The organism is Rhizobium sp. WYCCWR 11128 (assembly GCF_013416305.1).
GTDB classification, from domain to species: domain Bacteria; phylum Pseudomonadota; class Alphaproteobacteria; order Rhizobiales; family Rhizobiaceae; genus Rhizobium; species Rhizobium indicum.
Map to the genome: position 1 here is coordinate 1,161,586 of NZ_JACCEZ010000001.1, position 23,913 is coordinate 1,185,498.

Genomic DNA, 23,913 nt, shown 5'->3' on the forward strand with positions numbered 1-23,913 from the left:
CCTTCCGTCGCCAGGGCTATTCAAAGCCGGATGCACCCAGCGTCCGGCTTTTTTCTTTGGGTGCAGTCCTCAACCATCATCCGGTTTGAAAAGAAAAAGGGCGGCTTGAAAAGAAAAGGGCGGCTCGAAGCCGCCCCGTTCATTTGATCATTCCTCGGCCGGCCCGGCCGGATCGCCATCGGCAATCGGCGCCTCGTCGCCGCCACCTTCATCGGCAGAACCTTCGTCGGTGACAGGGGCGCCTTCGGCGACCTCGACAGCCTCTTCCGTCTCATCCTCTTCCGGCTCGCTGATGCGCTCGACCGAGACGACTTTCTCATCCTTTGCCGTCGAGAAGATGGTAACGCCCTTGGTGGCGCGGCTGGCGATGCGGATGCCGCCGACCGGCACGCGGATCAGCTGACCACCATCGGAGACCAGCATGATCTGGTCGCCGTCATCGACAGGGAAGGCCGCGACCAGCTCGCCGATCTCGCCGGTCTTCGACGTGTCGGTGGCGCGGATGCCCTTGCCGCCGCGGCCGGAGATGCGGAAGTCGTAGGAGGACGAACGCTTGCCGAAGCCCTTTTGGGAGACGGTGAGCACGAATTGTTCGCGTGCTCTCAACTCGTCATAGCGCTCGTCGGAGAGCTGTCCCTCCTCGGTGACTTCTTCACCGACCAGCGCAATATCCTCTTCATCCACGCCCGTCGCCCGGCGTTCGGTGGCGGAACGCTTGAGATAGGCAGCACGCTCCCACGGCTCGGCATCGACATGACCAACGATCGTCATGGAGATGATGCGGTCGCTATCGCCGAGATTGATGCCGCGCACGCCGATCGAGTTGCGGCCGGCAAAGACCCGGACGTCGTCGACGGAGAAGCGGATGCACTGACCGAGCGCCGTGGTCAGCAACACGTCGTCATTTTCCGTGCAGGTCTCGACGGAGAGGATTTCGTCGCCCTCCTCCTCGAGCTTCATGGCGATCTTGCCGTTGCGGTTGACCTGGACGAAGTCCGACAGCTTGTTGCGGCGAACCGTGCCGCGCGTCGTCGAGAACATGACGTCGAGATTGTCCCAACTCGTCTCGTCCTCGGGCAAGGGCAGAATGGTGGTGATGCGCTCGCCGGGTGCGAGCGGCAGCATATTGATCAGCGCCTTGCCGCGCGAGGTCGGCGTGCCGATCGGCAGGCGCCAGACCTTCTCCTTGTAGACGATGCCGCGCGAGGAGAAGAACAGCACCGGCGTATGGGTATTGACAACGAATAGCCGGCTAACAAAATCCTCGTCGCGGGTGGTCATGCCGGAGCGACCCTTGCCGCCGCGGCGCTGGGCGCGGTAGGTAGTCAGCGGCACACGCTTGATATAACCGAGATGCGAGACGGTGACGACCATGTCTTCGCGGGCGATCAGATCCTCGTCATCCATTTCGAGACCGCCATCGACGATCTCGGTGCGGCGCGGCGTACCGAACTCGTCGCGGACGGCGAGAAGTTCGTCCTTGACGATGGTCTGGATGCGGACGCGCGAGGAGAGAATATCGAGATAATCCTTGATTTCCTCGCCGATCTTGTTGAGTTCGTCGCCGATTTCGTCGCGGCCAAGCGCCGTCAGGCGGGCAAGGCGCAGTTCGAGGATGGCGCGCGCCTGCTCTTCGGAGAGATTATAGGTGAGGTCGTCATTGATGCGATGGCGCGGATCGTCGATCAGACGGATCAGGCTTTCGACATCTTCCGCCGGCCAGCGGCGGGTCATCAGTTCTTCGCGGGCGGACTGCGGATCGGGCGCCTGGCGGATGACGCGAATGACTTCGTCGATATTGGCGACGGCAATGGCCAGACCGACCAACACATGGGCACGGTCACGCGCCTTGCGCAGCAGGAATTTCGTTCTCCGGCTAACGACTTCCTCGCGGAAGGAGACGAAAGCGCGCAGCATGTCGAGCAGCGTCAGCTGTTCGGGCTTGCCACCGTTCAGCGCCACCATGTTGCAGCCGAAGGAGGTCTGCAGCGGCGTATAGCGATAAAGCTGGTTGAGGATGACCTCGGCGTTGGCATCGCGCTTCAGCTCGACGACGACGCGGTACCCCTGGCGGTCGGATTCGTCGCGCAGATCGGAGATGCCTTCGATGCGTTTGTCGCGCACCAGCTCGGCCATCTTTTCGATCATCGTCGCCTTGTTCACCTGGTAGGGAATCTCGGTGATGATGATTTGCTCGCGGTCACCGCGCATCGGCTCGATGGCGGCGACGCCGCGCATGATGACGGAGCCGCGGCCGGTCTCATAGGCCGAGCGGATGCCGGCACGGCCGAGGATCTTCGCTCCCGTCGGGAAGTCGGGACCGGGAATGATCTGGATCAGTTCCGGCAGCTCGATGGCCGGGTCGTCGATCAGCGCGATACAGCCGTCGATGACTTCGGAGAGGTTGTGCGGCGGAATGTTGGTCGCCATGCCGACGGCGATGCCGCCGGCGCCGTTGACGAGCAAGTTCGGGAATTTGGCGGGCACTACGACCGGCTCGGAGAGCGTGCCGTCGTAGTTGTCGCGGAAATCGACGGTTTCCTTGTCGAGATCGTCGAGCAGCGAGTGGGCAGCCTTTTCCAGGCGGCATTCGGTATAACGTTCGGCCGCCGGCGGATCACCATCGACCGAGCCGAAATTGCCCTGACCATCGATCAGCGGCAGACGCAGCGACCATGGCTGCGCCATGCGGGCGAGCGCATCATAGATCGCGGAATTGCCATGCGGATGGAATTTACCCATCACGTCACCGGTGACGCGGGCGCATTTGACGTATTTCTTGTTCCAGTCGATGCCGAGCTCGGACATGCCGTAGAGGATGCGCCGGTGCACGGGCTTCAGGCCGTCGCGCACGTCGGGCAGCGCGCGGCTGACGATGACGCTCATGGCGTAATCGAGATACGACCGCTGCATTTCCTCCATGATGGAGATGGGCTCGATGCCTGGCGGGAGCTTCCCGCCGCCGGGGGGTGTTTGCTCAGTCAAAACAGATCACGATCTCTTCTAGAATCACTTGAAGATTTATAGCGGAAAGCCTGTTGCCGCGCCAATTTCACAGCGCGTTTTGAACAGGCTTTTGCGGCTTAAAGAGGGTAAAACATGCAAGTTGCGCGGCCGGACCGGACAAATCCGCCGCGAGCCGCCGCGGAATATTTGCCAAATCGAAATCCCCGCTTCACAATCATAAAAACCACGCACCCATGTGGGGTTCCGGAGAGCCGATGGCAAGCGCCGACCAATTGATCAACGCCTTCACGACGCTGCTCGTCACCATCGATCCACCGGGGCTTGCGCCGATCTTTCTGGGCCTGACGACGGGCATGAGCCGAACCGAGCGCAAGCAGGTGGCGCTGCGCGGCTCGGTCATCGCTTTCATCATCCTCGCCGTCTTCGCGCTGTTTGGCGCCGGCGTGCTCGGCGTGCTCGGGATTTCGATCGGCGCCTTCCGCATCGCCGGCGGGCTGCTGCTGTTCTGGATCGCCTTCGAGATGGTGTTCGAGAGGCGGCAGGAGCGCAAGGAGAAGGCGACCGAGGCGGCGATCACCAAGGATCATATCGAGAATATCGCCGTCTTCCCCCTCGCCTTGCCGCTGATTGCCGGCCCGGGTGCGATCTCGGCGACGATCCTGCTTGCCGGCACGCTGGCCACCTCGATCGGAAAAGCGCAGCTGATCGGCGTCATTGCCGCCAATCTGCTGCTGACCTTCCTCATGCTGCTCATCGCCGAAAGGCTTGACCGTTTCCTCGGCGTCACCGGCCGGGCCATCCTGACACGGCTCCTCGGCGTCATCCTCGCAGCGCTTGCCGCACAATTCGTCGTCGACGGGGCTAAGTCGGCGTTCAACCTCATCAGCGCGACGCCGCACTGAAAAACCTCGAGCGCCTTTCAATCTAAACTGCGAGAAGTGCGAACGCCTCATCCGGCGTTTCAGGAACCTGCTCCATAGTCAATGCGCGCACGATAGCTCTCGTCAACTCGCGAAAAATATCTATCGACGAACCTATGTCCGAATGCGCCATGCGATCAAAGGAGAGAATTCCAAAACTGGGCAATGCAGCCTCACCAAGATCCTCTATCCCCTTGAACAGCCCCGGCATGTACTCCGCGGCAAATCCGGTAAGCACTTTGTGGTGACTTGGAGCAAGTGATAGGGACCAACTCTCTCCCTTGGTACGTTCAATCGGGACATTCACCTGCAGATCTTGCGTTTTAATGGACTGATCCAGGGTGACTGACAGCAAACCATATACCGTCATGCCTCCAACCGGCCGAGCTATTTCCGCAGCCACGCTTTTCCGATGAGGAATCCCTTCTCCGCTGACGAAAACTTTGCTCTCCCACAGATGGCATCGCGTTGAATCCATCGACGGCGGTGCCTCGTCCAACCAAAGTCGGAGGCGCGTACCGGAATCTTTCTTAAAGATGTGGCAGCTCATTCCGAAATAACTCCCCAAAATGGTGCGAAATCATTCAGGCGGATGTGGTCTGAAGCATCTGCCGCGAAATCAAAGAAAAAGAGCATGACGCCATCCAAGGCATCATGCTCTCTCACGTCTTTCACAAAGCCCGGAAAGGCTACCGATCAGAACGGGATATCGTCGTCGAGATCCCGCGAGAAGTTGCCGCCGCTGCCACCGCCGCGGCTCGGCGATGAAGCGGGAGCCGGAGCACCGTAGTCATCGCCATAATCGTTGCCGCCACCGGCACTGCCACGGCCGCCGCTCGCACCCCCGCCTTCACCGCGACCGTCGAGCATCGTCAGCGTCGAACCGAAACCCTGCAGCACCACTTCCGTGCTGTAGCGGTCCTGGCCCTGCTGGTCCTGCCACTTGCGGGTCTGCAGCTGGCCTTCGATATAGAGCTTGGCGCCCTTCTTCACATATTGTTCGACGACCTTGCAGAGGCCCTCGTTGAAGACGACGACGGTGTGCCATTCGGTCTTCTCACGGCGCTCGCCGGAATTGCGGTCGCGCCAGGTCTCCGAGGTCGCGATACGAAGATTGGCGATCGGCCGGCCATCCTGAGTGCGACGGATTTCGGGGTCCGCACCGACGTTTCCAATCAGAATTACCTTATTCACACTACCAGCCATACTTCTCACCCTGCCTGCCGCCCTGCCCGGCGGCGTTTAATCGATCGGCGCACCTTAAACCATCACGGACCGCCGATGCGCATGGGCGGCATTTAATCCACATGTTTATCCATCAGAAAGCCGCATGCATTCATCAGGAATTTTGTTCTTTATTTGTTCTAGTTTATCCGTATGATCCTGTCAACAGAATCGAAAACCTTGACCGTAGTGGACATTCAGCCTCGACTCGCCCGTCGGCATCACTAAATAAGGGCTGTCATCCAGAAAACCAAAGCAGAGACGATGAGCGAACTGAAGACGATCTCCATCCGCGGCGCGCGCGAGCATAATCTCAAGAGCATCGATCTCGATCTGCCGCGTAACAAGCTGATCGTCATGACCGGGCTTTCGGGTTCCGGCAAATCCTCGCTCGCCTTCGACACGATCTATGCCGAGGGCCAGCGGCGCTATGTCGAGAGCCTGTCGGCCTATGCCCGGCAATTCCTCGAAATGATGCAGAAGCCAGATGTCGACCAGATCGACGGGCTGTCGCCGGCAATCTCGATCGAGCAGAAGACGACCTCGCGCAATCCGCGCTCGACGGTCGGCACCGTTACCGAGATCTACGACTACATGCGCCTGCTCTTTGCCCGCGTCGGCGTTCCCTATTCGCCGGCGACCGGCCTGCCGATCGAAAGCCAGACCGTCAGCCAGATGGTCGACCGCATCCTGGATTTCGGCGAGGGCACCCGTCTTTATATCCTTGCGCCGCTCGTGCGCGGGCGCAAGGGCGAATACAAGAAGGAACTGGCGGAGCTGATGAAGAAGGGCTTCCAGCGCGTCAAGGTCGACGGGCAGTTCTACGAGATCGCCGAGGCGCCGGTGCTCGACAAGAAATACAAGCACGACATCGACGTGGTGGTCGACCGCATCGTCGTGCGCTCGGATGTCTCCGCGCGCCTGGCGGACAGTCTGGAGACCTGCCTGAAGCTTGCCGACGGGCTGGCGGTCGCCGAATTCGCCGACAAGCCGCTGCCGCCGGAAGAGACGTCGGCCGGCGGCTCGGCCAACAAGTCGCTGAACGAGACGCATGAACGCGTGCTGTTTTCGGAGAAGTTTGCCTGCCCGGTCTCCGGCTTCACCATTCCGGAGATCGAACCCAGGCTCTTCTCCTTCAACAATCCCTTCGGCGCCTGCCCGACCTGCGATGGCCTCGGTGCTCAGCAGAAGATCGATCCGGATCTGATCGTGCCCGAGCCCGAGCGGACGCTGCGCGACGGGGCGATCGCGCCCTGGGCCAAGTCGACCTCGCCCTATTACAATCAGACGCTGGAAGCGCTCGGCAAACATTACGGCTTCAAGCTCGGTACCCGCTGGAACGATCTTTCCGACGAGGCCAAGGACGTCATCCTCAACGGCACCAACGATAAGATCGAATTCCACTATGCCGACGGCGCCCGCTCCTACACGACGCAGAAGAATTTCGAAGGCATCATCACCAATCTCGAGCGCCGCTGGAAAGAGACCGATTCCGCCTGGGCGCGCGAGGATATCGAGCGCTTCATGTCGGCCGCCCCCTGCCCTTCCTGCAACGGCTTCCGCCTGAAGCCCGAGGCCTTGGCGGTGAAGATCGACACTCTGCATATCGGCGAAGTGACCGGTATGTCGATCCGCGTCGCCCGCGACTGGTTCGAGACGCTGCCGGCAAGCTTCAATGCCAAGCAGAACGAGATCGCCGTGCGCATCCTCAAGGAAATCCGCGACCGGCTGCGCTTCCTCAACGATGTCGGCCTGGAATATCTCAGCCTGTCGCGCAATTCCGGCACCTTGTCGGGCGGCGAAAGCCAGCGCATCCGGCTTGCCTCGCAGATCGGCTCGGGGCTGACCGGCGTGCTCTACGTGCTCGATGAGCCGTCGATCGGCCTGCATCAGCGCGACAATGCCCGGCTGCTCGACACGCTGAAGCACCTGCGCGACATCGGCAACACCGTCATCGTCGTCGAACATGACGAGGATGCGATCATGACGGCCGACGACGTCGTCGATATCGGCCCGGCGGCCGGCATTCACGGCGGCCAGGTCATCGCCCATGGTACGCCGCAGGACATCATGGCCAATCCGAAGTCACTGACCGGCAAATATCTCTCCGGCGAACTCGGCGTTCCCGTTCCCGACGAACGTCGCAAGCCAAAGAAGGGCCGCGAGATCAAAGTGGTCGGCGCGCGCGGCAACAATCTGAAGAACGTCACGGCGTCGATTCCGCTCGGCGTGTTCACAGCGGTGACCGGCGTTTCCGGCGGCGGCAAATCCACCTTCCTGATCGAGACGCTCTATAAATCGGCAGCACGCCGCGTCATGGGCGCGCGTGAAAACCCGGCCGATCACGACCGCATCGACGGCTTCGAGCATATCGACAAGGTGATCGACATCGATCAATCGCCGATCGGCCGCACGCCGCGCTCGAACCCGGCAACTTATACCGGCGCCTTCACGCCGATCCGCGACTGGTTCGCCGGCCTGCCGGAGGCCAAGGCACGCGGCTACCAGCCGGGCCGTTTCTCCTTCAACGTCAAGGGCGGACGCTGCGAGGCCTGCCAGGGCGACGGCGTCATCAAGATCGAGATGCACTTCCTGCCTGATGTCTACGTCACCTGCGACGTCTGCCACGGCAAGCGCTACAATCGCGAGACACTCAACGTCACCTTCAAACAGAGGTCGATCGCCGACGTGCTCGACATGACGGTGGAGGAAGGCGTCGATTTCTTCGCGGCGGTGCCTGCGGTGCGCGACAAGCTGCAAGCGCTGAAGGATGTCGGTCTCGGCTACATCAAGGTCGGCCAGCAGGCCAATACGCTCTCCGGCGGCGAGGCCCAACGCGTCAAGCTTGCCAAGGAGCTGTCGAAACGCTCGACGGGACGTACGCTCTACATTCTCGACGAACCGACGACCGGTCTGCATTTCCACGACGTCGCCAAGCTGCTCGAAATGCTGCACGAACTGGTCAACCAGGGTAACTCGGTGGTGGTGATCGAACACAATCTCGAAGTCATCAAGACGGCCGATTGGGTGCTCGATTTCGGCCCCGAAGGCGGCGACGGCGGCGGCGAGATCGTCGCGACCGGCACGCCCGAAGCGATCGTCAAGGAGAAGCGGTCCTATACCGGACACTTCCTGAAGGAATTGCTGGAACGGCGGCCGGCGAAGAAGGCGGTTGCGGCGGAATGACGATGAGACCAGCGTCGCCCGATGATCTGGAAACGATCGCGACGCTGACGTCAGCCGCCTATCGGCCCTATAGCGAGCTGTTCGGCGCTCCGCCGATCCCGGTGACGGAGGATTACACGCCGCGGATCGAACGCGGCGAGGTCTGGCTGTGCGAGATCGGCGGGCAAACGGCCGGCCTGGTGGTCGTCGAGCAGCACGCCGATCACCTCATGCTGTTCAGCATCGCGGTCTCGCCGGCCTTTCAGGGTGCCGGGCATGGGCTGGCGATGCTGCGCTGGCTGGAGGGCAAGGCGCGGGAATGGGCCGTGCCGGAGATCCGGCTCTACACCAATGCGCGGATGGAGCGGAACATCGCGCTCTACAGCGCCTTCGGATTTCAGGAAACGGGTCGCCGGCCGAACCCTTATCGGCCAGGATGGACGCTCGTCGACATGACGAAAGAGATCAATGCGGCCTGTGCGGCTGCGAATGGGGAGGACGACATGACGAAATCCGGCACTATCCGCACCGGCATCGGCGGCTGGACCTTCGAGCCCTGGCGCGGGCATTTCTTTCCCGAGAGCCTGAAACAGAAGGACGAGCTGAATTATGCCAGCCGCCAGTTGAAGGTCATCGAGGTCAACGGCACCTATTACAGCACGCAGAAGCCTGCGGTCTTCGCCAAATGGGCGGCTGACGTGCCCGACGGTTTCATCTTCTCGCTGAAGGCGACGCGTTTCGTCACCAATCGGCGGGTGCTTGCCGAAGCCGGTGAATCGATGGAGCGGTTCCTGTCATCGGGCATCAGCGAACTCGGCGATCATCTCGGGCCGCTGCTGTGGCAGTTCGCACCGACGAAGAGGTTCGATTCGGATGATTTCGAAGCCTTCCTGAAGCTGCTGCCGGCAAAACAGGATGGGTTGGCGCTCCGCCACGTGGTCGAGGTGCGGCACGATTCCTTCAAGGTGCCGGAGTTCGTGGCGCTGCTTTCGAAATACGGCGTAGCGCCGGTCTGCGCTGAACATTTCGAATATCCGATGATCGCCGACGTGACGGCCGATTTCGTCTATGCGCGGCTGCAGAAGGGCTCGGACGATATTCCGACCTGCTACCCGGAAAAGGACCTGAAGGCCTGGGCAGATCGGCTGGAGACCTGGGCCGAGGGCAAGGTTCCTGATGACCTGCCGCTGCTCGATGGAGATCGCAAAGTGAAGACCGAGCCACGCGACGTCTTCGCCTTCATGATCCATGAGGGCAAGGTCAATGCGCCGCACGGGGCGATCGCCCTGCAGCAGGCGCTGGCGAAATAGGCCGGGCTGGATAGTCACAAAAGGATCGCAACATTGTGGGTATCACATCGTCAGTCACGCATTCCATGAGGGCATCATGATCGTGGTAACCCGGGAGCCCGCATGAGCGTTGCCGCATCCTATCTCTATCGCAACGGACGGCGGGTCGAGGCCATAGCTTTCGAGGCGGCCTCCATTCCGGCGACGGACAACGAATTCATCTGGATCGGGCTGCACAAGCCTAGCCGGGACGAGCTCCTGCTGCTGCAAGGCCGTTTTGGCCTTCACGAACTCTCGATCGCCGATGCGCTCAGCTCTTTGCAGATGCCGAAGCTCAGCGTTTATGACGACCAGTTGTTCGTCATCGCAAAGACGGCACAGCTCGAGGGGGACCATATCACCTACGGGGAAACCGCAATTTTCGTCGGCAAGCGCTATATCATCACCGTCCGCAATGGGTCGGAGCGCGGGCACGGAGAACTGCGGGGCCGGCTAGAGACATCGCCGCAAACGCTCTGCCATGGCACCGACTACATTCTGCATGCCATTCTCGATTTCATTATCGACGGCTATCTTCCCATCGTGCGCACGATCGAGGATTCCGTTCTCGAGATGGAACGAAAAATGCTCGATGCGTTTCTCGACCGCAACCAGATCGCCCGCATTTTCAAGTTGCGCCGGGAAGTCATTCTGTTTCAGCGGGTGCTGGATGCGATGCTGGACCTTTGCGGCAAGCTCTACCATCTCGACCTGCCGTCGCTTGACAGGGAAGCGAAGCCCTATTTCCGCGATGCGCTTCAGCACATGCACCGCGTCGAGACGATGGTTGCAAGCTTGCGCGACGTGATCACATCGGTTTTCGAAGCGAGCAATCTGATTGAACAGCAAAGACAGGGCACAATCACAAGACAGTTGGCGGCCTGGGCTGCCATTCTCGCCGTTCCGACGGCGATCGCCGGCATTTACGGCATGAATTTCGACAATATGCCCGAGCTGAAAACCAGCTACGGCTATTTTGTCGTTTTGGCAGTCATCACTGTCATGTGCATCGCACTTTTCATCCGTTTCAAGCGCGCCCGCTGGATATGACGCCTTGCTCGTCGATGGGCTTCATTTCTTCCCGTCCGCCAACGCCTCTTTCCGGCGGCGCGGCAGGAGCGATTTGAGGTACCGCCATATCGGCGAGACAGCGTAGCCTGCGACCGGAATTGCGATCAAGCCGGCGACGATACCGACGATGCCCGCTCCTGCTGCCTCGACGATCCAGCGCAGCACGGATGGCAGAACGGGAATGGCATGCGCCGTCGCCTCGCCGGCATCATGGATCAGATGCGCAGGGCCGCCGATACCATAGGCTTCGAGGCCATGAACGATGATGCCGCCGCCGACCCAGATCATGGCGGCCGTTCCGACGATGCCGAGCACTTTCAGAAAATAAGGCATGCCTGTGACAAGCCCCTTTCCGATCGCACGCGAGAAGCCGCCCATCGCAGATGCCGTCCGCACACGTGCCAGCATCAGACCGAGATCATCAGCCTTCACGATAAGCGCCACGCCGCCATAGACCAAGACTGTGATGCCCAGTCCAACAACGGCTAGGATGAGGGCCTGCGTGAACACGCTGCCAGACGGCACCGCGGCGAGCGTAATCGCCATGATTTCGGCCGACAGGATGAAATCCGTCTTGATGGCACCGGCGACCTTTTGGTCTTCTACCGATTTGGCATCGAGGCTTGTCGTCTCGAGTGCCGTTTCATGGGCGTGAGCTGCATGCGGCAACACCAGTGCGTAGACTTTTTCCACACCCTCGTAGCAGAGATAAAGTCCGCCGATCATCAGCAGCGGTGTGATCGCCTGCGGTGCGACAAGGCTCAGGATCAGCGCCGCGGGAAGCAGGATCAGAAGCTTGTTCTTCAGCGAGCCGAGCGCGATCTTGCCGATGATCGGCAATTCGCGCGCTGCCGAAAATCCGGTGACGTAGCGGGGTGTGACTGCCGCATCATCAATGACGACGCCGGCCGCTTTCGCGCCTGCCTTGGCAGCCTGGCCGGCAATATCGTCGAGCGACGCCGCAGCCACCTTGGCCAATGCCGCGATATCATCAAGAAGGGCGATCAGGCCAACACTCATTCGAGCCTCCGTCGGGAAGACAGACTTACGCAGTGAAAAACGGAAAACCCGTCAACGAAACGTGGCATCCTCCGGCGGGAAGATGCCACGCAAGGATCGCGACGACAATGGCCGTTATTCAGCCGGCATCGGGCTCAAGCCGCCCTCGTCCAGCGGAGGACGTGCCTGCCGTTCGCGTTTCTGCGAAACCCGCGACAGAACGCTCTGCCGGTTCACGGATTTGCGCTCCTCGTCGATGCGGCGGATCAGGATCTCCGCGCGCTCTACCGAGCCGAGAAGCGCCAGGATCGTGCCGCGTTCGGCCGCGCCGGCATTCGGGCCAAGTGCCAGTGTCTGTTCCCGCAGTTCGGTGACATTGGGAAGGCTGACATGGCCGGCCGGCATGGACGGACGAACCACGCCATAGTCGGGCATGATATCCTGCAAAGAGGCATCGAGCTTGCTCAGTGCCAGATTGACGATCGCCAAAGCGGGTTCGCTGAATTTTTCACGCTTCACCCGCCGCGCGACCTGATGCATCGATTCCGTCAATGCAGCGGTGAAATCCGCTTCCTCGATCAGGCTGGCGACCAGATCGAGTTGCTCGTAAGGCAGATCCTCTTTCATCAGCGATGCGGTATAATCGCGAATATCACGGCTGAGGATATCGGTGGCAAGATAATGTTCGCCCGGATCTGATGGAGCCGACTTGGCGGATCGGGCAATATCCAGGAACATCGCACCGGCCTGCAGATGACGCGCGGTCTCCTGCTGGACGGCCGGAACGGCCCGCGCGAAGTCGCTTGTGAGCCTGCGGTCGAGGAATTTCGGCGTCGAATAATCTTCCACATCCTCGGCGTCGATACGGCCGATGCGCGACAAGACACGTTCGAAGACGCTGACGAAGGGAAACAGCAGCGCCGTGTTGAAGACGTTGAAGAAGGTCGAATAGAGACCGACAGCGACCGGAACCAGCGGAAATGTCTCCTTGCCCTCGACCACGACCGGAACGCCGGGATCGCCGCCGAACCACTGCATCGCCCATGCCAGAACGTCGATCGAGACGAAGAACAAGGGCACAGTGATGCAGACGCCGATAATATTGAAGGACATATGGGCATAGGCAGCGCGTTTGGCGTTCTTCGACAGATTGAGCGAGGCAATCCAGGAGGTGATCGTGGTTCCGAGATCCGCACCCAGCGAGAAGGCAACCGCCGTCGTCCAGTCAAGGACACCGGCCGCGCCGAGCCCCATGACGATACCGATCGTCGCCGACGAGGAGTGGATCATCGCGGTGACGCCGGCGGCAATCAGCACGCATTTGATCAGGTTATAATAGGAGTCGGCGGTCAGCGTCGACAGAACGTCCATGACCTCCGGAATGTTGCGCAGCGGCCGAAGGCCGCCGGTCATCAGATTGAGACCGTAGAAAATCAGCGCGAAGCCCATGCAGGCAAGCGCGACGTTGCGGATTCGCTCGCTCTTGGCAAAGCAGTAGACCAGCGAAAAAACGCCCGCAAAGATCAGGCCAAGAGGACCCAGCGGCAAGGCGATCAGGCCGTTTCCGAGCGTCGTCCCGATGTTGGCGCCCATGATGACGCTGATCGCCGGACGCAATCCGACAACGCCGGCATTGACGAGGCCGACGACCATGACCGTCATTGCCGTCGATGACTGGATGACACCGGTGATGAGCGTTCCCGCGATGACGCCCTTGATCGGCGTGCCTGCGGCTCTCGCGAGAAATGCGCGCATCTTGTTGACGGAGAGTGCCTGGATGCCGTTCGACATGAACTCCAGACCGAGCATGAATATCCCCAGCCCGCCAATAACAGGCACAAGAATATCCTTGAAAATGTCGATGTTCATTACGCCTTACCCCCTTGGCGCCAAAATGGCGCGCTTTCAACGACGCCCCCGCGTCTCACATGTCCGATTTCATACGGTCGGGGATGTCCCGACCGCGTATGCGCGCGAAGGAATTACTGGCTCGCGGATGCATCCTGCTTCAGCCAGTATTTGACGATCTGACTGACGAGCTGCGGCGGCAAAGGCACATAGCCCAGCGCTTCGGCATCCTTACTGCCTGTCTCAAACGCCAGGCGGAAAAAGTCATGCACGCGGCGATAGCGATTGGGCGCCTGTCCCGTCACTGGAACGACCGCAAATGTCGCCCCGCTGATCGGATAGGCCGCCTCCCCCGGTTGATCCGTGAGCGACACCGAAAAATCTTTCGCTTCATCCCATGAGGCGGTGTTGGCGGCAGCCCGCACGCCATCCGGTCCCGGTTTTACGAACTGGCCGGATTTGTTCTGAACGGCGGCATAGGGCAGGTTTGCACGCTCGACCTGGCCAAAATCGGCATAGGCGATCGCCCCCTTGGTAGCCTGCACCGCGCGAATGAGATCCCCGGTTCCCTCGACACTCGTCCCCACAGGCCAGGCGATCAACGTATCCGCTCCATGTGCCGCCTTCCATTCCGGGCTTGCCGAGGACAGGAATTCGGTGAACATGAAGGTGGTGCCTGATCCGTCCTTGCGGGTAACCGGGCTGATTTTCTGATCGGGAAGACTGATCTCCGGGTTGATCGCCTTGATGGCAGGATCGGCCCATGACTGGATCTTGCCGAGATAGATATTCGCAAGCAGCGGGCCAGTCAGGTTGATACGGCCCTTGTCGATACCGTCAAGGTTGACGGCAATCGCCACGCTGCCGAGCACGATCGGAAACTGCTGGCGGCCATGCTTTAAAAGCTCGTCGTGGGAGACAGGCACATCGGTCGCAGCGAAATCCAGCTCCGGCTGATCAAGGCGCATCAGACCTGCGAGCGAACCAACGAGCTCGTAGTCTACCGTCCAGTCGGGTGAGCTGAAGTCGCCGTCATCCATCCGCGCCTTCTCGTAGATTTCCGCCCACTTCGCGATGATGGGTGCCGCGAAAGTGGAGCCGGCGCCGCGAATGGGCTCGGCCCTGGCTGCAGGAGCGATGAAGAGTGATGCCACAACTGCCGCAAGTCCGGCAAAGCCGGCGGCGGCGGTCGTCACTCTGTGGACTTGCCGAAAAAAACGTTCCATCGGCGCTTCCCCTCGCAACCGTTGACTGCGCACTTCGATCAGAATTCAAACCAGATCAGCTCAGGACCCGCTGTACGAACCCGTGGTCCAGCCGACAGGAATTCCTGCCACCACTAAGTATTTCCGTTCATTAACATTTTAATGACAGTTTAGTTTTGCGGGTTTCCGTATCTCGCCGCAGGACATTCTTTCGCTGATCGATGTCGCTCTAAAAATTCCAAATAAAACCGTCACCCAACTGACACATCGGACGCATTTACAATGGTAAAACAACGCAGCCCGCGCCACGGCCAGACCGACGGTGCAGATTACTTCTGCGTTCGAGGTGAAAGAGGATGCGGCGGCGCTAAAGCGGCAATACCTCGGCTGCGAGTTCCTCCGCCGTCAGCCCTTTGCCGGCGCGTTGGCCGGCCTCGCCGTGCAGCCAGACGCCGGCAGCCGCGGCCTCGAAGGCCGGTAGGCCCTGGGCGAGCAAGCCGCCGATGATGCCGGCAAGCACGTCGCCTGAACCGGCGGTGGCAAGCCAGACGGGAGCGTTGGTATTGATGAGCGCACGTCCATCAGATGCTGCGATGACGGTATCGGCGCCCTTGTAGATAATCGCGGCATTGGCGCGGCGGGCGGCGGCCACAGCCTTGTCCACCTTGCCGAGCCCATCGTCGCCGCCGATATCGGGAAAGAGCCGCGCGAATTCACCCTCGTGCGGCGTCAGCACCAGACGCGGCTCACCCCGGAAAAGATCAAACAGCTGCTGCGGATCGTCCTTGAACGAGGAGATGCCGTCGGCATCGAGCACCAGATGACGATCGGCAAGGGCCGAGACGAAGCCGCGCGCCCTGGCGCCGATGCCGAAACCGGGGCCGAGGACGAAGGTCTGCAGCCGCTTGTCGGATAGCCAGTCGCCGAGGTCGGCCTCGTCGTCGATGGCATGCAGCATGACGGCGGTCAGATGCGCGGCATTGGCGGCCATCGCCGCGCGGGGGGCGGCGATCGTCACTAGGCCGGCGCCGGCCTTAAGGCCCGAGATCGCCGACATGCGCGCCGCACCCGTCTTGTCGGCCTCACCTGAGAAGACGACCAGATGACCGCGCTTGTATTTGTGGGTTTCCAGTTGCTCGGCCGGCAGCGCACCCTTCCAGGCATCCGGCGTGTTCTCGGCGATGACGCCGCTTGCCTCAGCCCTGACGATGCGGGCGGGGATACCGATGTCGAAGACCTCCAATTCACCGCAAAGCTCCCTGCCCGGCATCAGCAGATGGCCGGGCTTGCGAGTCATGAAGGTGATGGTGTTGCAGGCCCGGAAGGCGGCACCCAGCACCTTGCCGGTGCGACCATCAAGACCGGAGGGCAGATCGATGGCAAGCACGGGGATACCGGCCTCTGTGACGCGCTCGATCAGCGCGTGCACATCGGCCGACACCGCGCGGCCAAGCCCCGCCCCGAACAAGCCATCGATGACGACGTCGCCGGGTTCCGGCCGATAGAAATCAAGTTCCTGTCCCTTGAGCGCGCAGCCCATGCGGGCGCGGGCGGCATCACCCTTCAGCCGCATGGGATCGCCGAGGTGGAAGAGCGCCACCCTCGCCCCGCTCTGCTGCAGATGACGTGCGGCGACATAGGCGTCGCCGCCATTGTTGCCGGGTCCACAGAAGACGACGAAGCGCAACGCTCCGGGATGAAGGCGCAGCGCAGCGGCCGCGACCGCGGCACCTGCCCTCTCCATCAGGCCGAAGGAGTCGATGCCGCATGCGGCCGCAGCCGCGTCGACGGCGGCCATTTCGGCAGGCGTGAGAAGAAGATCGGACAGATGTTTGTTCATCATCCTATTCAATCAAAAAACGCCTAAAAAACAACCGCCTGAAACACCAAAGAGAAGGACGCAATTTAGGCATTTGCCTATATTTTCATCTCAGCGTGACGTGTATTCGCAGTTGCGAAAATACATGACTTTTTCCATTTCGGATGTGATTTTGATCGGAGACAATGTTTTTCCACCTATTCCGGCACCAAAACGACATGGAATTCCCCGCAAACGCGCCGGTTTTGGCAGAATCGACGTCTTTTTTCGATAAGATGGATTTCAAACTGGCACGATATCTGCATCATATCCGGCGAGCGGGAAAATTCCTGCCATAACAAGAGAAGCGGAGAGACATTTTCTCATGAAAAAGATCGAAGCGATCATTAAGCCTTTCAAGCTGGACGAAGTGAAGGAAGCCCTTCAGGAAGTTGGCCTGCAGGGTATCACGGTCACGGAAGCCAAGGGTTTCGGCCGTCAGAAGGGCCACACGGAACTCTACCGCGGAGCTGAATACGTCGTCGATTTCCTGCCGAAGGTCAAAGTCGAGGTCGTACTTGCCGACGAGAACGCGGAGGCCGTCATCGATGCGATCCGCAAGGCGGCGCAGACCGGCCGCATCGGCGATGGAAAGATCTTCGTCTCCAATATCGAAGAGGTTATCCGCATCCGCACCGGCGAGACCGGCATCGATGCCATCTGACCACTTTGCCAATCGCGCAAAGTCCGTTACCGTCATCGCCGACCTACACCGTCATCGCAAATCGGAGGAAACTCATTAATGGCGACCGCAAGCGAAATTCTGAAGCAGATCAAGGAGAACGACGTAAAGTTCGTCGATCTGCGTTTCACCGACCCGAAGGGCAAGCTGCAGCATGTGACGATGGACGTTGTCTGCGTCGACGAAGACATGTTCGCTGACGGCGTGATGTTCGATGGCTCCTCGATCGGTGGCTGGAAGGCCATCAACGAGTCCGACATGGTGCTGATGCCCGATACCGAAACGGTGCATATGGACCCGTTTTTCGCCCAGTCGACCATGGTCATCGTCTGCGACATCCTCGATCCAGTCTCCGGCGAGGCCTATAACCGCGATCCGCGCGGCACCGCCAAGAAGGCCGAAGCCTACCTCAAGGCATCCGGCATCGGCGATACAGTCTTCGTCGGCCCCGAAGCCGAATTCTTCGTCTTCGACGACGTCAAGTACAAGGCCGATCCCTACAATACCGGCTTCAAGCTCGATTCGACCGAACTGCCGTCGAACGACGATACCGATTACGAGACCGGCAACCTCGGCCATCGCCCGCGCGTCAAGGGCGGCTATTTCCCGGTTCCCCCCGTCGACAGCGCCCAGGACATGCGTTCGGAAATGCTAACGGTGCTCTCCGAAATGGGCGTCGTCGTCGAAAAGCATCACCATGAAGTCGCCGCCGCCCAGCACGAACTCGGAATCAAGTTCGATACGCTGGTGCGCAACGCCGACAAGATGCAGATCTACAAATATGTCGTGCACCAGGTGGCCAACGCCTACGGCAAGACGGCGACCTTCATGCCGAAGCCGATCTTCGGCGACAACGGCTCGGGCATGCATGTGCACCAGTCGATCTGGAAGGGCGGCAAGCCGACCTTTGCCGGCGACGAATATGCCGGCCTTTCCGAGAGCTGCCTGTTCTACATCGGCGGCATCATCAAGCATGCCAAGGCGATCAACGCCTTCACCAATCCGTCGACGAACTCCTACAAGCGCCTCGTCCCGGGTTACGAAGCCCCTGTGCTGCTTGCCTATTCGGCCCGCAACCGTTCGGCTTCCTGCCGCATTCCGTTCGGCTCCAACCCGAAGGCCAAGCGCGTCGAAGTCCGCTTCCCGGATCCGACCGCCAATCCCTATCTCGCCTTTGCTGCCATGCTGATGGCCGGTCTCGACGGCATCAAGAACAAGATCCATCCCGGCAAGGCCATGGACAAGGACCTCTACGACCTGCCGCCGAAGGAATTGAAGAAGATCCCGACCGTCTGCGGCTCACTGCGCGAAGCGCTCGAAAGCCTCGACAAGGACCGCAAGTTCCTGACAGCCGGCGGCGTCTTCGACGACGACCAGATCGATGCGTTCATCGAGCTGAAGATGGCTGAGGTAATGCGTTTCGAAATGACGCCGCATCCGGTCGAATACGACATGTACTATTCGGCCTGATCGGGCTCAGAACACAGAAAGTCCCGGCCCGCCGGGGCTTTCGCCTCCCAGGTCATGAACGGCAAATGGCGAGGATATGACGTTCATGTGACGAACGGCGTGCAAAATCTTGATTTGCGCGGCACCAATCACCAAATTTGGTGATGAAAGGAAGTCGTACCATGAAAGAAAGAGTAGCAAAGTTCAGTATCGGCGAAGTGGTTCGGCACAAGGTTTTTCCGTTTCGCGGCGTCATCTTCGACGTTGATCCGGAGTTCGCGAATACGGAGGAATGGTGGAATTCCATTCCCGCCGAGGTGCGCCCGAGCAGGGACCAGCCCTTCTATCACCTGCTCGCCGAGAATGACGAAAGCGAATATGTCGCCTACGTTTCCGAGCAGAACCTGATGAACGACGAAAGCGGCACGCCGCTTCGCAACCCACAGATCTACCAGATTTTCGATCAGGCCCCGTCAGGACAGTTCAAACCCAAGATGAGCTTCGCCCACTAAGTCACTCGTGCCGATCGTTGAATCAAGGCCTCGCTTCTCCCGGCGAGGCCTTTTCTTTGTGCAACAAAAAACCCGGCGCGAAGCCGGGTTTTGTTTCAAAGAAGGTGGCAGGATTACTGCGCCTTGGCTGCCTTCTGGGCATCTTCCAGCTTCTTGCGGGCTTCCTCGGCCTTCTTCTGCATGCTGTCCTGCAGGCTGCGCTGGCTTTCAGCGAGCTTGGATTCGGAAACCGGTTCGCCGTCATAAGCGCCGGTGAAGCCTTCAAGCGAAATCTTGATCGGGTTCGGGGCGCGGCGGAAGTTGATCGACGTGAAGATCACGTCGCTGCCCTTCTTGAGGCTGGCGATCATCGCGTCGGTCAGCGGAATTTCGGCGGTGCACTTGTCCGGCAGGCAGACGGCGTAGTCGAGCTTCTGGCCCTTGCCGCCATCGATCTGCATGATGACGCCGGGAGGAACGAGGCGTGCCGTGGGAACCGAGACCTGCAGGAGCTTGCGGTTGATCTTGCCGGAAACCGAGATCAGGCCGACGGCCGTGACGAGCTGACCGCCATTGGCGAGGATCAGGTTCTGGACAACACAGATGTCGTTGTCTTCCTGCTTGCTGCAGGTCTTGTACCAGCCGAGCTTCGGCGCTCCTGCGGCCTGTGCCGGGGCATCGGCCGGAGCCTGTGCCGCCGCATCCTGTGCGAAGGCGGAGACCGGAGCCGAAGCGCCGAACACCACTGCCAGAACGGACAGCGCTGCCCGCATTTTCTTTTCAGACTTGAACATCATAACGAATTCCGTCTCCTGATATCCGTTCGGGGCAGCGTCTTGCCGCCCCAACCATCGGGTCGTTCGGCACTCCACCTCTTAAAAAAATAAGGCAAATGCATGACCCCGAAACTTCGGGTTCACCTGTTACATCGCAGCGTTCAAGATATCCAGCATTTCTTTGGCAATTTGAGGTGCATTTCGTCGCGATGCCAAAGAAATCGCCGCTCCGTGTTGGAATCGGTCGACCCCATGATAATCTCCGCGGTGAATCATGCCCCGTTTTCACGGATCAAGGATTGCCGAATGCTCCGGATTGTCGTCCCTCTCGTCCTCTCGCTGCTGTGCGGCACTGTCGCTGCCGAGCCGCTGCACGGCATCGCGATGCATGGCGAGCCGGCTTTGCCGGCCGACTACAAACACTTCCCTTACGTCAATCCCGACGTGAAAAAGGGCGGCAAGATCACCTACGGCGTCGTCGGCACCTTCGACAACCTCAACCCGTTCATCCTGAAGAGCATGCGCACGACGGCGCGCGGCATGTGGGATCCGGATTATGGCAATCTCGTCTACGAATCGCTGATGCAGCGCTCCAGGGACGAGCCCTTCACACTCTACGGCCTGCTTGCCGAAACGGTGGAATGGGACGATGATCGGAGCTTCATCCAGTTCAACCTCAATCCGAAGGCGAAATGGGCCGATGGCCAGTCGGTGACGCCCGAGGATGTGATGTTCACCTTCGAGCTGATGCGCGACAAGGGCCGCGTGCCCTTCGCCAACCGCCTCAACGTCGTCGCCAAGATGGAAAAGGTCGGCGAGCACAGCGTGCGCTTCACCTTCAACGACAAGGCCGACCGCGAGACGCCGCTGATCTTTGGCCTGTTCCCGGTGTTGCCGAAACATGCGATCGATCCGGCAACCTTCGACCGTTCGTCGCTGACGCCGCCGGTCGGCTCCGGTCCCTACAAGGTGAAGACGGTGAAGCCCGGCGAGAGCATCACCTATGAGCGCGATCCGAATTACTGGGGCAAGGACATTCCCGCCAAGGTCGGCACCGACAATTACGACCAGATCACCGTCCAGTATTTCCTGCAGGACACGACGCTGTTCGAGGCCTTCAAGAAGGGCGATGTCGACATCTATCCCGACGGCAATCCCGGTCATTGGGCCAATGCCTATAATTTCCCCGCCGTCACCTCGGGGGCCGTGGTCAAGGACGTGTTCACGCCGAAACTGCCGAGCGGCATGCTCGGCTTCGTGTTCAACACGCGCCGGCCGATCTTTGCCGATCCCAAGGTGCGCGAAGGCCTGTCACTGGTGTTCGACTTCGAATGGGCGAACAAGAACCTTTATTCCGGCGCCTATAAACGCACGCAGAGCTTCTGGCAGAATTCCGAGCTGTCGAGTTTCGGCGTTCCCGCCAATGCGGCCGAGCTTGCCGTGCTCGGGCCGATCAAGGGCAAAATTGCGCCGGAGATTCTCGACGGCACCTACAAGCTGCCGGTCACCGACGGTTCCGGCCGCGACCGCAATGTGCTGAAACAGGCCGTCGAGCAACTGAAACAGGGCGGCTATACCATCCAGGGCGGCAAGATGCTCGATGCCTCCGGCCGCCAGCTCGCCTTCGAGATCATGACGCAGAACGCCGACCAGGAGAAGCTCGCGGTCGCCTTTCAGCGTTCGCTGCAGACGATCGGCATCGCCGCTTCGATTCGCACCGTCGACGATTCGCAGTATCAGAGCCGGACGAACAGCTTCGACTACGATATGATCATGAAGTCCTACACGTCCTCGCTATCGCCTGGAAACGAACAGCTCGGCCGCTGGTCTTCGGCCGCCAAGACCCGCGAAGGCAGCGACAGTTTCGCGGGCGCTGCCGACCCCGATCTCGATGCCTTGATCGATCACCTGCTCCGGGCGCGCTCGGCCGAGGATTTCACCGCGGCGGTGCGCTCCTACGACCGGCTGCTGCTGTCCAGCCATTACGTGCTGCCGCTCTATCATATGGGCCAGCAATGGGTGGCGCGCAGCAAGCGCATCGGCCATCCCGACGCGGTGCCGCTCTATGGCTATCAGCTGCCGCTATGGTGGGATACGAGCGCCCAATAACAAGCAGCCGAACCGCCCCGGCTTTGAATGTCTCTCTTGGGAGACGCACAGAATAAGGAAAATCATCATGGAGCGTATCACCATCGACGTCGTCTCGGATGTCGTCTGCCCCTGGTGCTATCTCGGCAAGGCGCGGCTGGAGCTCGCCATCGCCGAGGTGCAGGACGAAATCGGCGTCGACATCAACTGGCGGCCGTACCGGCTCAATCCCGACTACCCCAAGGAAGGCGTCGACCAGAAGAAGGCGCTGGCGGAGAAGCTCGGCGGCGAGGAGCGCGTGGCGCAGGCGCACAAGATGCTCACCGATTATGGCCGCGAGGTCGGCATCGCCTTCGATTTCGAGGCGATCAAGATCGGCCCGAACACGCTCGATGCGCATCGGTTGGTCCACTGGTCGATGATCGAAGGCCGCGAGAAGCAGGACAAGGTCGTTGCCGCCCTGTTCAAGGCGAATTTCGAGGAAGGCCGCAATGTCGGCGACCATGCGGTGTTGCTCGATATCGCCGAAAAGTCCGGCCTCGACCGCTCGGTCATCGCCTCGCTGCTTGCCTCCGATGCCGATCGCGATCTGATCGCCGCCGAGATCAAGGCGGCCCAGGAGATGGGCGTCAACGGCGTGCCGTTCTTCATCTTCGACCAGCAATATGCCGTCAGCGGCGCACAGACGCCTGACGTGCTGGCGAACGCACTGCGCGATATCGCCAAGGCGAAGGCCGAGGCGCGATCAGGCCTCAACTGAGGCCGCTGGCCATGCGGATCGAGATCGAACAGCCGCGACAGAGTTGGGTCGAGGATTTCGTGATTCTCAAGCGCGCCGTCATGGGCGCGGCGCCGGCCGGAGCCTATCTGCATCATATCGGCTCGACGGCCATACCCGGCCTTCCCGCCAAGGATATCATTGATATTCAGCTCACCGTGAACGAACTGGCCGATGTCGATGCCGACGCATTCGAACGGGCGGGTTTCGAGCGCAGGCCAATCGTCATTGATCACTGCCCTCCGGGACTTGAACTGGCGGAAGGCGCAAGGCCTTCTATCGCAGCAAAGGACGCCCCGCCAATCTGCATATCCGGCAAAGAGGCCGTTTCAATCAGCGTTACTCTCTTCTTTGCCGCGACTTCCTGCGCGCCCATCCGACAGGGGCAAACGCCTACGCCCTGATCAAGCAGCGGCTCGCCCAGCGTTTTCCCGATGACGTCGATTTCTACTACGACATCAAGGACCCGGTGTTCGACATCATCATGGACGGCGCCAATGAATGGGCAAAGCTGTTCGGCTGGTCTGAGCCGCCGGGCGACTAACCGGCTTTGGCCCTCAGCCCAGAACCGGAACGCAGCGCACATCGGTCTTCACCGAATTGGCAATGAAGCATTCGTCGTGAGCGCGATGATGCAGGGCTTCGAACTCGCTTAACGACGGCTGCTTCTCACCGTTGAAGACGACATGCGGACGCAGCGTCACGACGGTCATGGCAAGACGGCCGTCGGCATTCTTCTCCATGATGCCCTCGGCGGCATCGGTGTAGCTGTCGACGCAAAAGCGCTGTTTGGCGGCGAGCGACAGGAACCAGAGCATGTGGCAGCTGGAGAGCGAGGCGACGAAAGCCTCTTCCGGATCGACGGCATCCTCGGCGGAATAGGGCAGCGGCACGACATGCGCGGACGAGGACGCCCTCACCTCGATGCCGCCGTCGAAGGTCCAGCGGTGGGCGCGGCTGTAGCGGTTGTCGGTGAAGGTCTCGCCGTTGCGCTGCCAGGCAATCGTTGCGCCGTATTTCGCCATCCTTGTCTCCTTTTTCCACGCAATTCCGGACGCAAAACC

Annotated in this window: 20 protein-coding genes and 1 pseudogene; 12 read left to right on the forward strand and 9 right to left on the reverse strand. The window is 60.5% G+C overall.

Features of this window, described 5'->3' with window-relative positions:
* Positions 1 to 147: 147 nt before the first annotated feature.
* The gene (gene gyrA, locus HX898_RS05665) at positions 148 to 2,985 is read right to left on the reverse strand and encodes a DNA gyrase subunit A (RefSeq protein WP_180194188.1); all 2,838 of its coding nucleotides are present in this window, start codon (positions 2,983 to 2,985) and stop codon (positions 148 to 150) included.
* Between the two features lie 236 nt (positions 2,986 to 3,221).
* Here gyrA and HX898_RS05670 point away from each other — a divergent pair, with 236 nt between their 5' ends.
* A complete protein-coding gene (locus HX898_RS05670; protein ID WP_029875185.1) occupies positions 3,222 to 3,869 on the forward strand; it encodes a MarC family protein in 648 nt (215 codons plus the stop codon).
* 22 nt (positions 3,870 to 3,891) lie between these two features.
* Here the strand turns inward: HX898_RS05670 and HX898_RS05675 are convergent, their stop codons facing one another.
* Positions 3,892 to 4,437, reverse strand: coding sequence for a hypothetical protein (locus HX898_RS05675; RefSeq protein WP_180194189.1), 546 nt, complete (start codon positions 4,435 to 4,437; stop codon positions 3,892 to 3,894).
* 146 nt (positions 4,438 to 4,583) lie between these two features.
* Positions 4,584 to 5,093 (reverse strand): single-stranded DNA-binding protein, encoded by a 510-nt coding sequence (locus HX898_RS05680; RefSeq protein WP_138389200.1) that lies wholly within the window; start codon positions 5,091 to 5,093, stop codon positions 4,584 to 4,586.
* 282 nt (positions 5,094 to 5,375) lie between these two features.
* On the opposite strand from HX898_RS05680, the gene uvrA reads away from it, so the two are divergent.
* The 4 genes and pseudogenes from uvrA (at position 5,376) to HX898_RS05695 (ending at position 10,654) form a co-directional block, all read left to right on the forward strand.
* Positions 5,376 to 8,297, forward strand: coding sequence for an excinuclease ABC subunit UvrA (gene uvrA, locus HX898_RS05685; RefSeq protein ID WP_138389201.1), 2,922 nt, complete (start codon positions 5,376 to 5,378; stop codon positions 8,295 to 8,297).
* Between the two features lie 2 nt (positions 8,298 to 8,299).
* Positions 8,300 to 8,728 (forward strand): annotated as a pseudogene (locus HX898_RS33125) (GNAT family N-acetyltransferase); the annotation flags it as partial.
* A gap of 51 nt (positions 8,729 to 8,779) precedes the next feature.
* A complete protein-coding gene (locus tag HX898_RS33130) occupies positions 8,780 to 9,586 on the forward strand; it encodes a DUF72 domain-containing protein (RefSeq protein WP_246697896.1) in 807 nt (268 codons plus the stop codon).
* Positions 9,587 to 9,688: 102 nt separating this feature from the next.
* Positions 9,689 to 10,654 (forward strand): magnesium and cobalt transport protein CorA, encoded by a 966-nt coding sequence (locus HX898_RS05695; protein WP_180194191.1) that lies wholly within the window; start codon positions 9,689 to 9,691, stop codon positions 10,652 to 10,654.
* A gap of 21 nt (positions 10,655 to 10,675) precedes the next feature.
* On the opposite strand, the gene HX898_RS05700 is transcribed toward HX898_RS05695, so the two are convergent.
* From HX898_RS05700 to HX898_RS05715, 4 genes are all read right to left on the reverse strand, one after another.
* A complete protein-coding gene (locus HX898_RS05700) occupies positions 10,676 to 11,695 on the reverse strand; it encodes a DUF808 domain-containing protein (protein ID WP_180194192.1) in 1,020 nt (339 codons plus the stop codon).
* Positions 11,696 to 11,809: 114 nt separating this feature from the next.
* Positions 11,810 to 13,543: a Na/Pi symporter gene (locus HX898_RS05705; RefSeq protein WP_029875192.1), complete on the reverse strand. Its 1,734-nt coding sequence runs from the start codon at positions 13,541 to 13,543 to the stop codon at positions 11,810 to 11,812.
* Between the two features lie 113 nt (positions 13,544 to 13,656).
* Complete coding sequence (gene pstS, locus HX898_RS05710) at positions 13,657 to 14,748, reverse strand: phosphate ABC transporter substrate-binding protein PstS (RefSeq protein WP_180194193.1); 1,092 nt, start codon at positions 14,746 to 14,748, stop codon at positions 13,657 to 13,659.
* 346 nt (positions 14,749 to 15,094) lie between these two features.
* Positions 15,095 to 16,567 carry an NAD(P)H-hydrate dehydratase gene (locus HX898_RS05715; RefSeq protein WP_180194194.1) on the reverse strand — a complete coding sequence of 491 codons (1,473 nt, stop codon included), beginning with the start codon at positions 16,565 to 16,567 and terminating at the stop codon, positions 15,095 to 15,097.
* A gap of 343 nt (positions 16,568 to 16,910) precedes the next feature.
* Between HX898_RS05715 and HX898_RS05720 the strand changes: the two genes are divergently transcribed.
* From HX898_RS05720 to hspQ, 3 genes are all read left to right on the forward strand, one after another.
* Positions 16,911 to 17,249: a P-II family nitrogen regulator gene (locus HX898_RS05720; protein ID WP_003579240.1), complete on the forward strand. Its 339-nt coding sequence runs from the start codon at positions 16,911 to 16,913 to the stop codon at positions 17,247 to 17,249.
* A 78-nt stretch (positions 17,250 to 17,327) separates the two neighbouring features.
* Positions 17,328 to 18,737: a type I glutamate--ammonia ligase gene (gene glnA / locus HX898_RS05725; protein ID WP_011651961.1), complete on the forward strand. Its 1,410-nt coding sequence runs from the start codon at positions 17,328 to 17,330 to the stop codon at positions 18,735 to 18,737.
* A 161-nt stretch (positions 18,738 to 18,898) separates the two neighbouring features.
* Positions 18,899 to 19,228, forward strand: a complete 330-nt coding sequence (gene hspQ / locus HX898_RS05730) for a heat shock protein HspQ (protein WP_003539613.1) — start codon at positions 18,899 to 18,901, stop codon at positions 19,226 to 19,228.
* A 113-nt stretch (positions 19,229 to 19,341) separates the two neighbouring features.
* On the opposite strand, the gene HX898_RS05735 is transcribed toward hspQ, so the two are convergent.
* Positions 19,342 to 20,004 (reverse strand): invasion associated locus B family protein, encoded by a 663-nt coding sequence (locus tag HX898_RS05735; protein WP_029875196.1) that lies wholly within the window; start codon positions 20,002 to 20,004, stop codon positions 19,342 to 19,344.
* A gap of 285 nt (positions 20,005 to 20,289) precedes the next feature.
* Between HX898_RS05735 and HX898_RS05740 the strand changes: the two genes are divergently transcribed.
* From HX898_RS05740 to HX898_RS33415, 4 genes are all read left to right on the forward strand, one after another.
* The gene (locus HX898_RS05740) at positions 20,290 to 22,092 is read left to right on the forward strand and encodes an extracellular solute-binding protein (protein ID WP_180194195.1); all 1,803 of its coding nucleotides are present in this window, start codon (positions 20,290 to 20,292) and stop codon (positions 22,090 to 22,092) included.
* Between the two features lie 67 nt (positions 22,093 to 22,159).
* Positions 22,160 to 22,831, forward strand: a complete 672-nt coding sequence (locus tag HX898_RS05745) for a DsbA family oxidoreductase (protein ID WP_180194196.1) — start codon at positions 22,160 to 22,162, stop codon at positions 22,829 to 22,831.
* 11 nt (positions 22,832 to 22,842) lie between these two features.
* Entirely contained in the window at positions 22,843 to 23,253 is a 411-nt protein-coding gene (locus tag HX898_RS05750) for a GrpB family protein (RefSeq protein WP_281411916.1), read from the forward strand.
* Positions 23,160 to 23,393 (forward strand): GrpB family protein, encoded by a 234-nt coding sequence (locus HX898_RS33415; protein ID WP_348649442.1) that lies wholly within the window; start codon positions 23,160 to 23,162, stop codon positions 23,391 to 23,393. The genes HX898_RS05750 and HX898_RS33415 overlap by 94 nt, the downstream gene beginning before the upstream one ends.
* Positions 23,394 to 23,406: 13 nt before the next feature.
* On the opposite strand, the gene HX898_RS05755 is transcribed toward HX898_RS33415, so the two are convergent.
* A complete protein-coding gene (locus tag HX898_RS05755) occupies positions 23,407 to 23,874 on the reverse strand; it encodes an OsmC family protein (RefSeq protein WP_180194197.1) in 468 nt (155 codons plus the stop codon).
* Between the last annotated feature and the right edge of the window lie 39 nt (positions 23,875 to 23,913).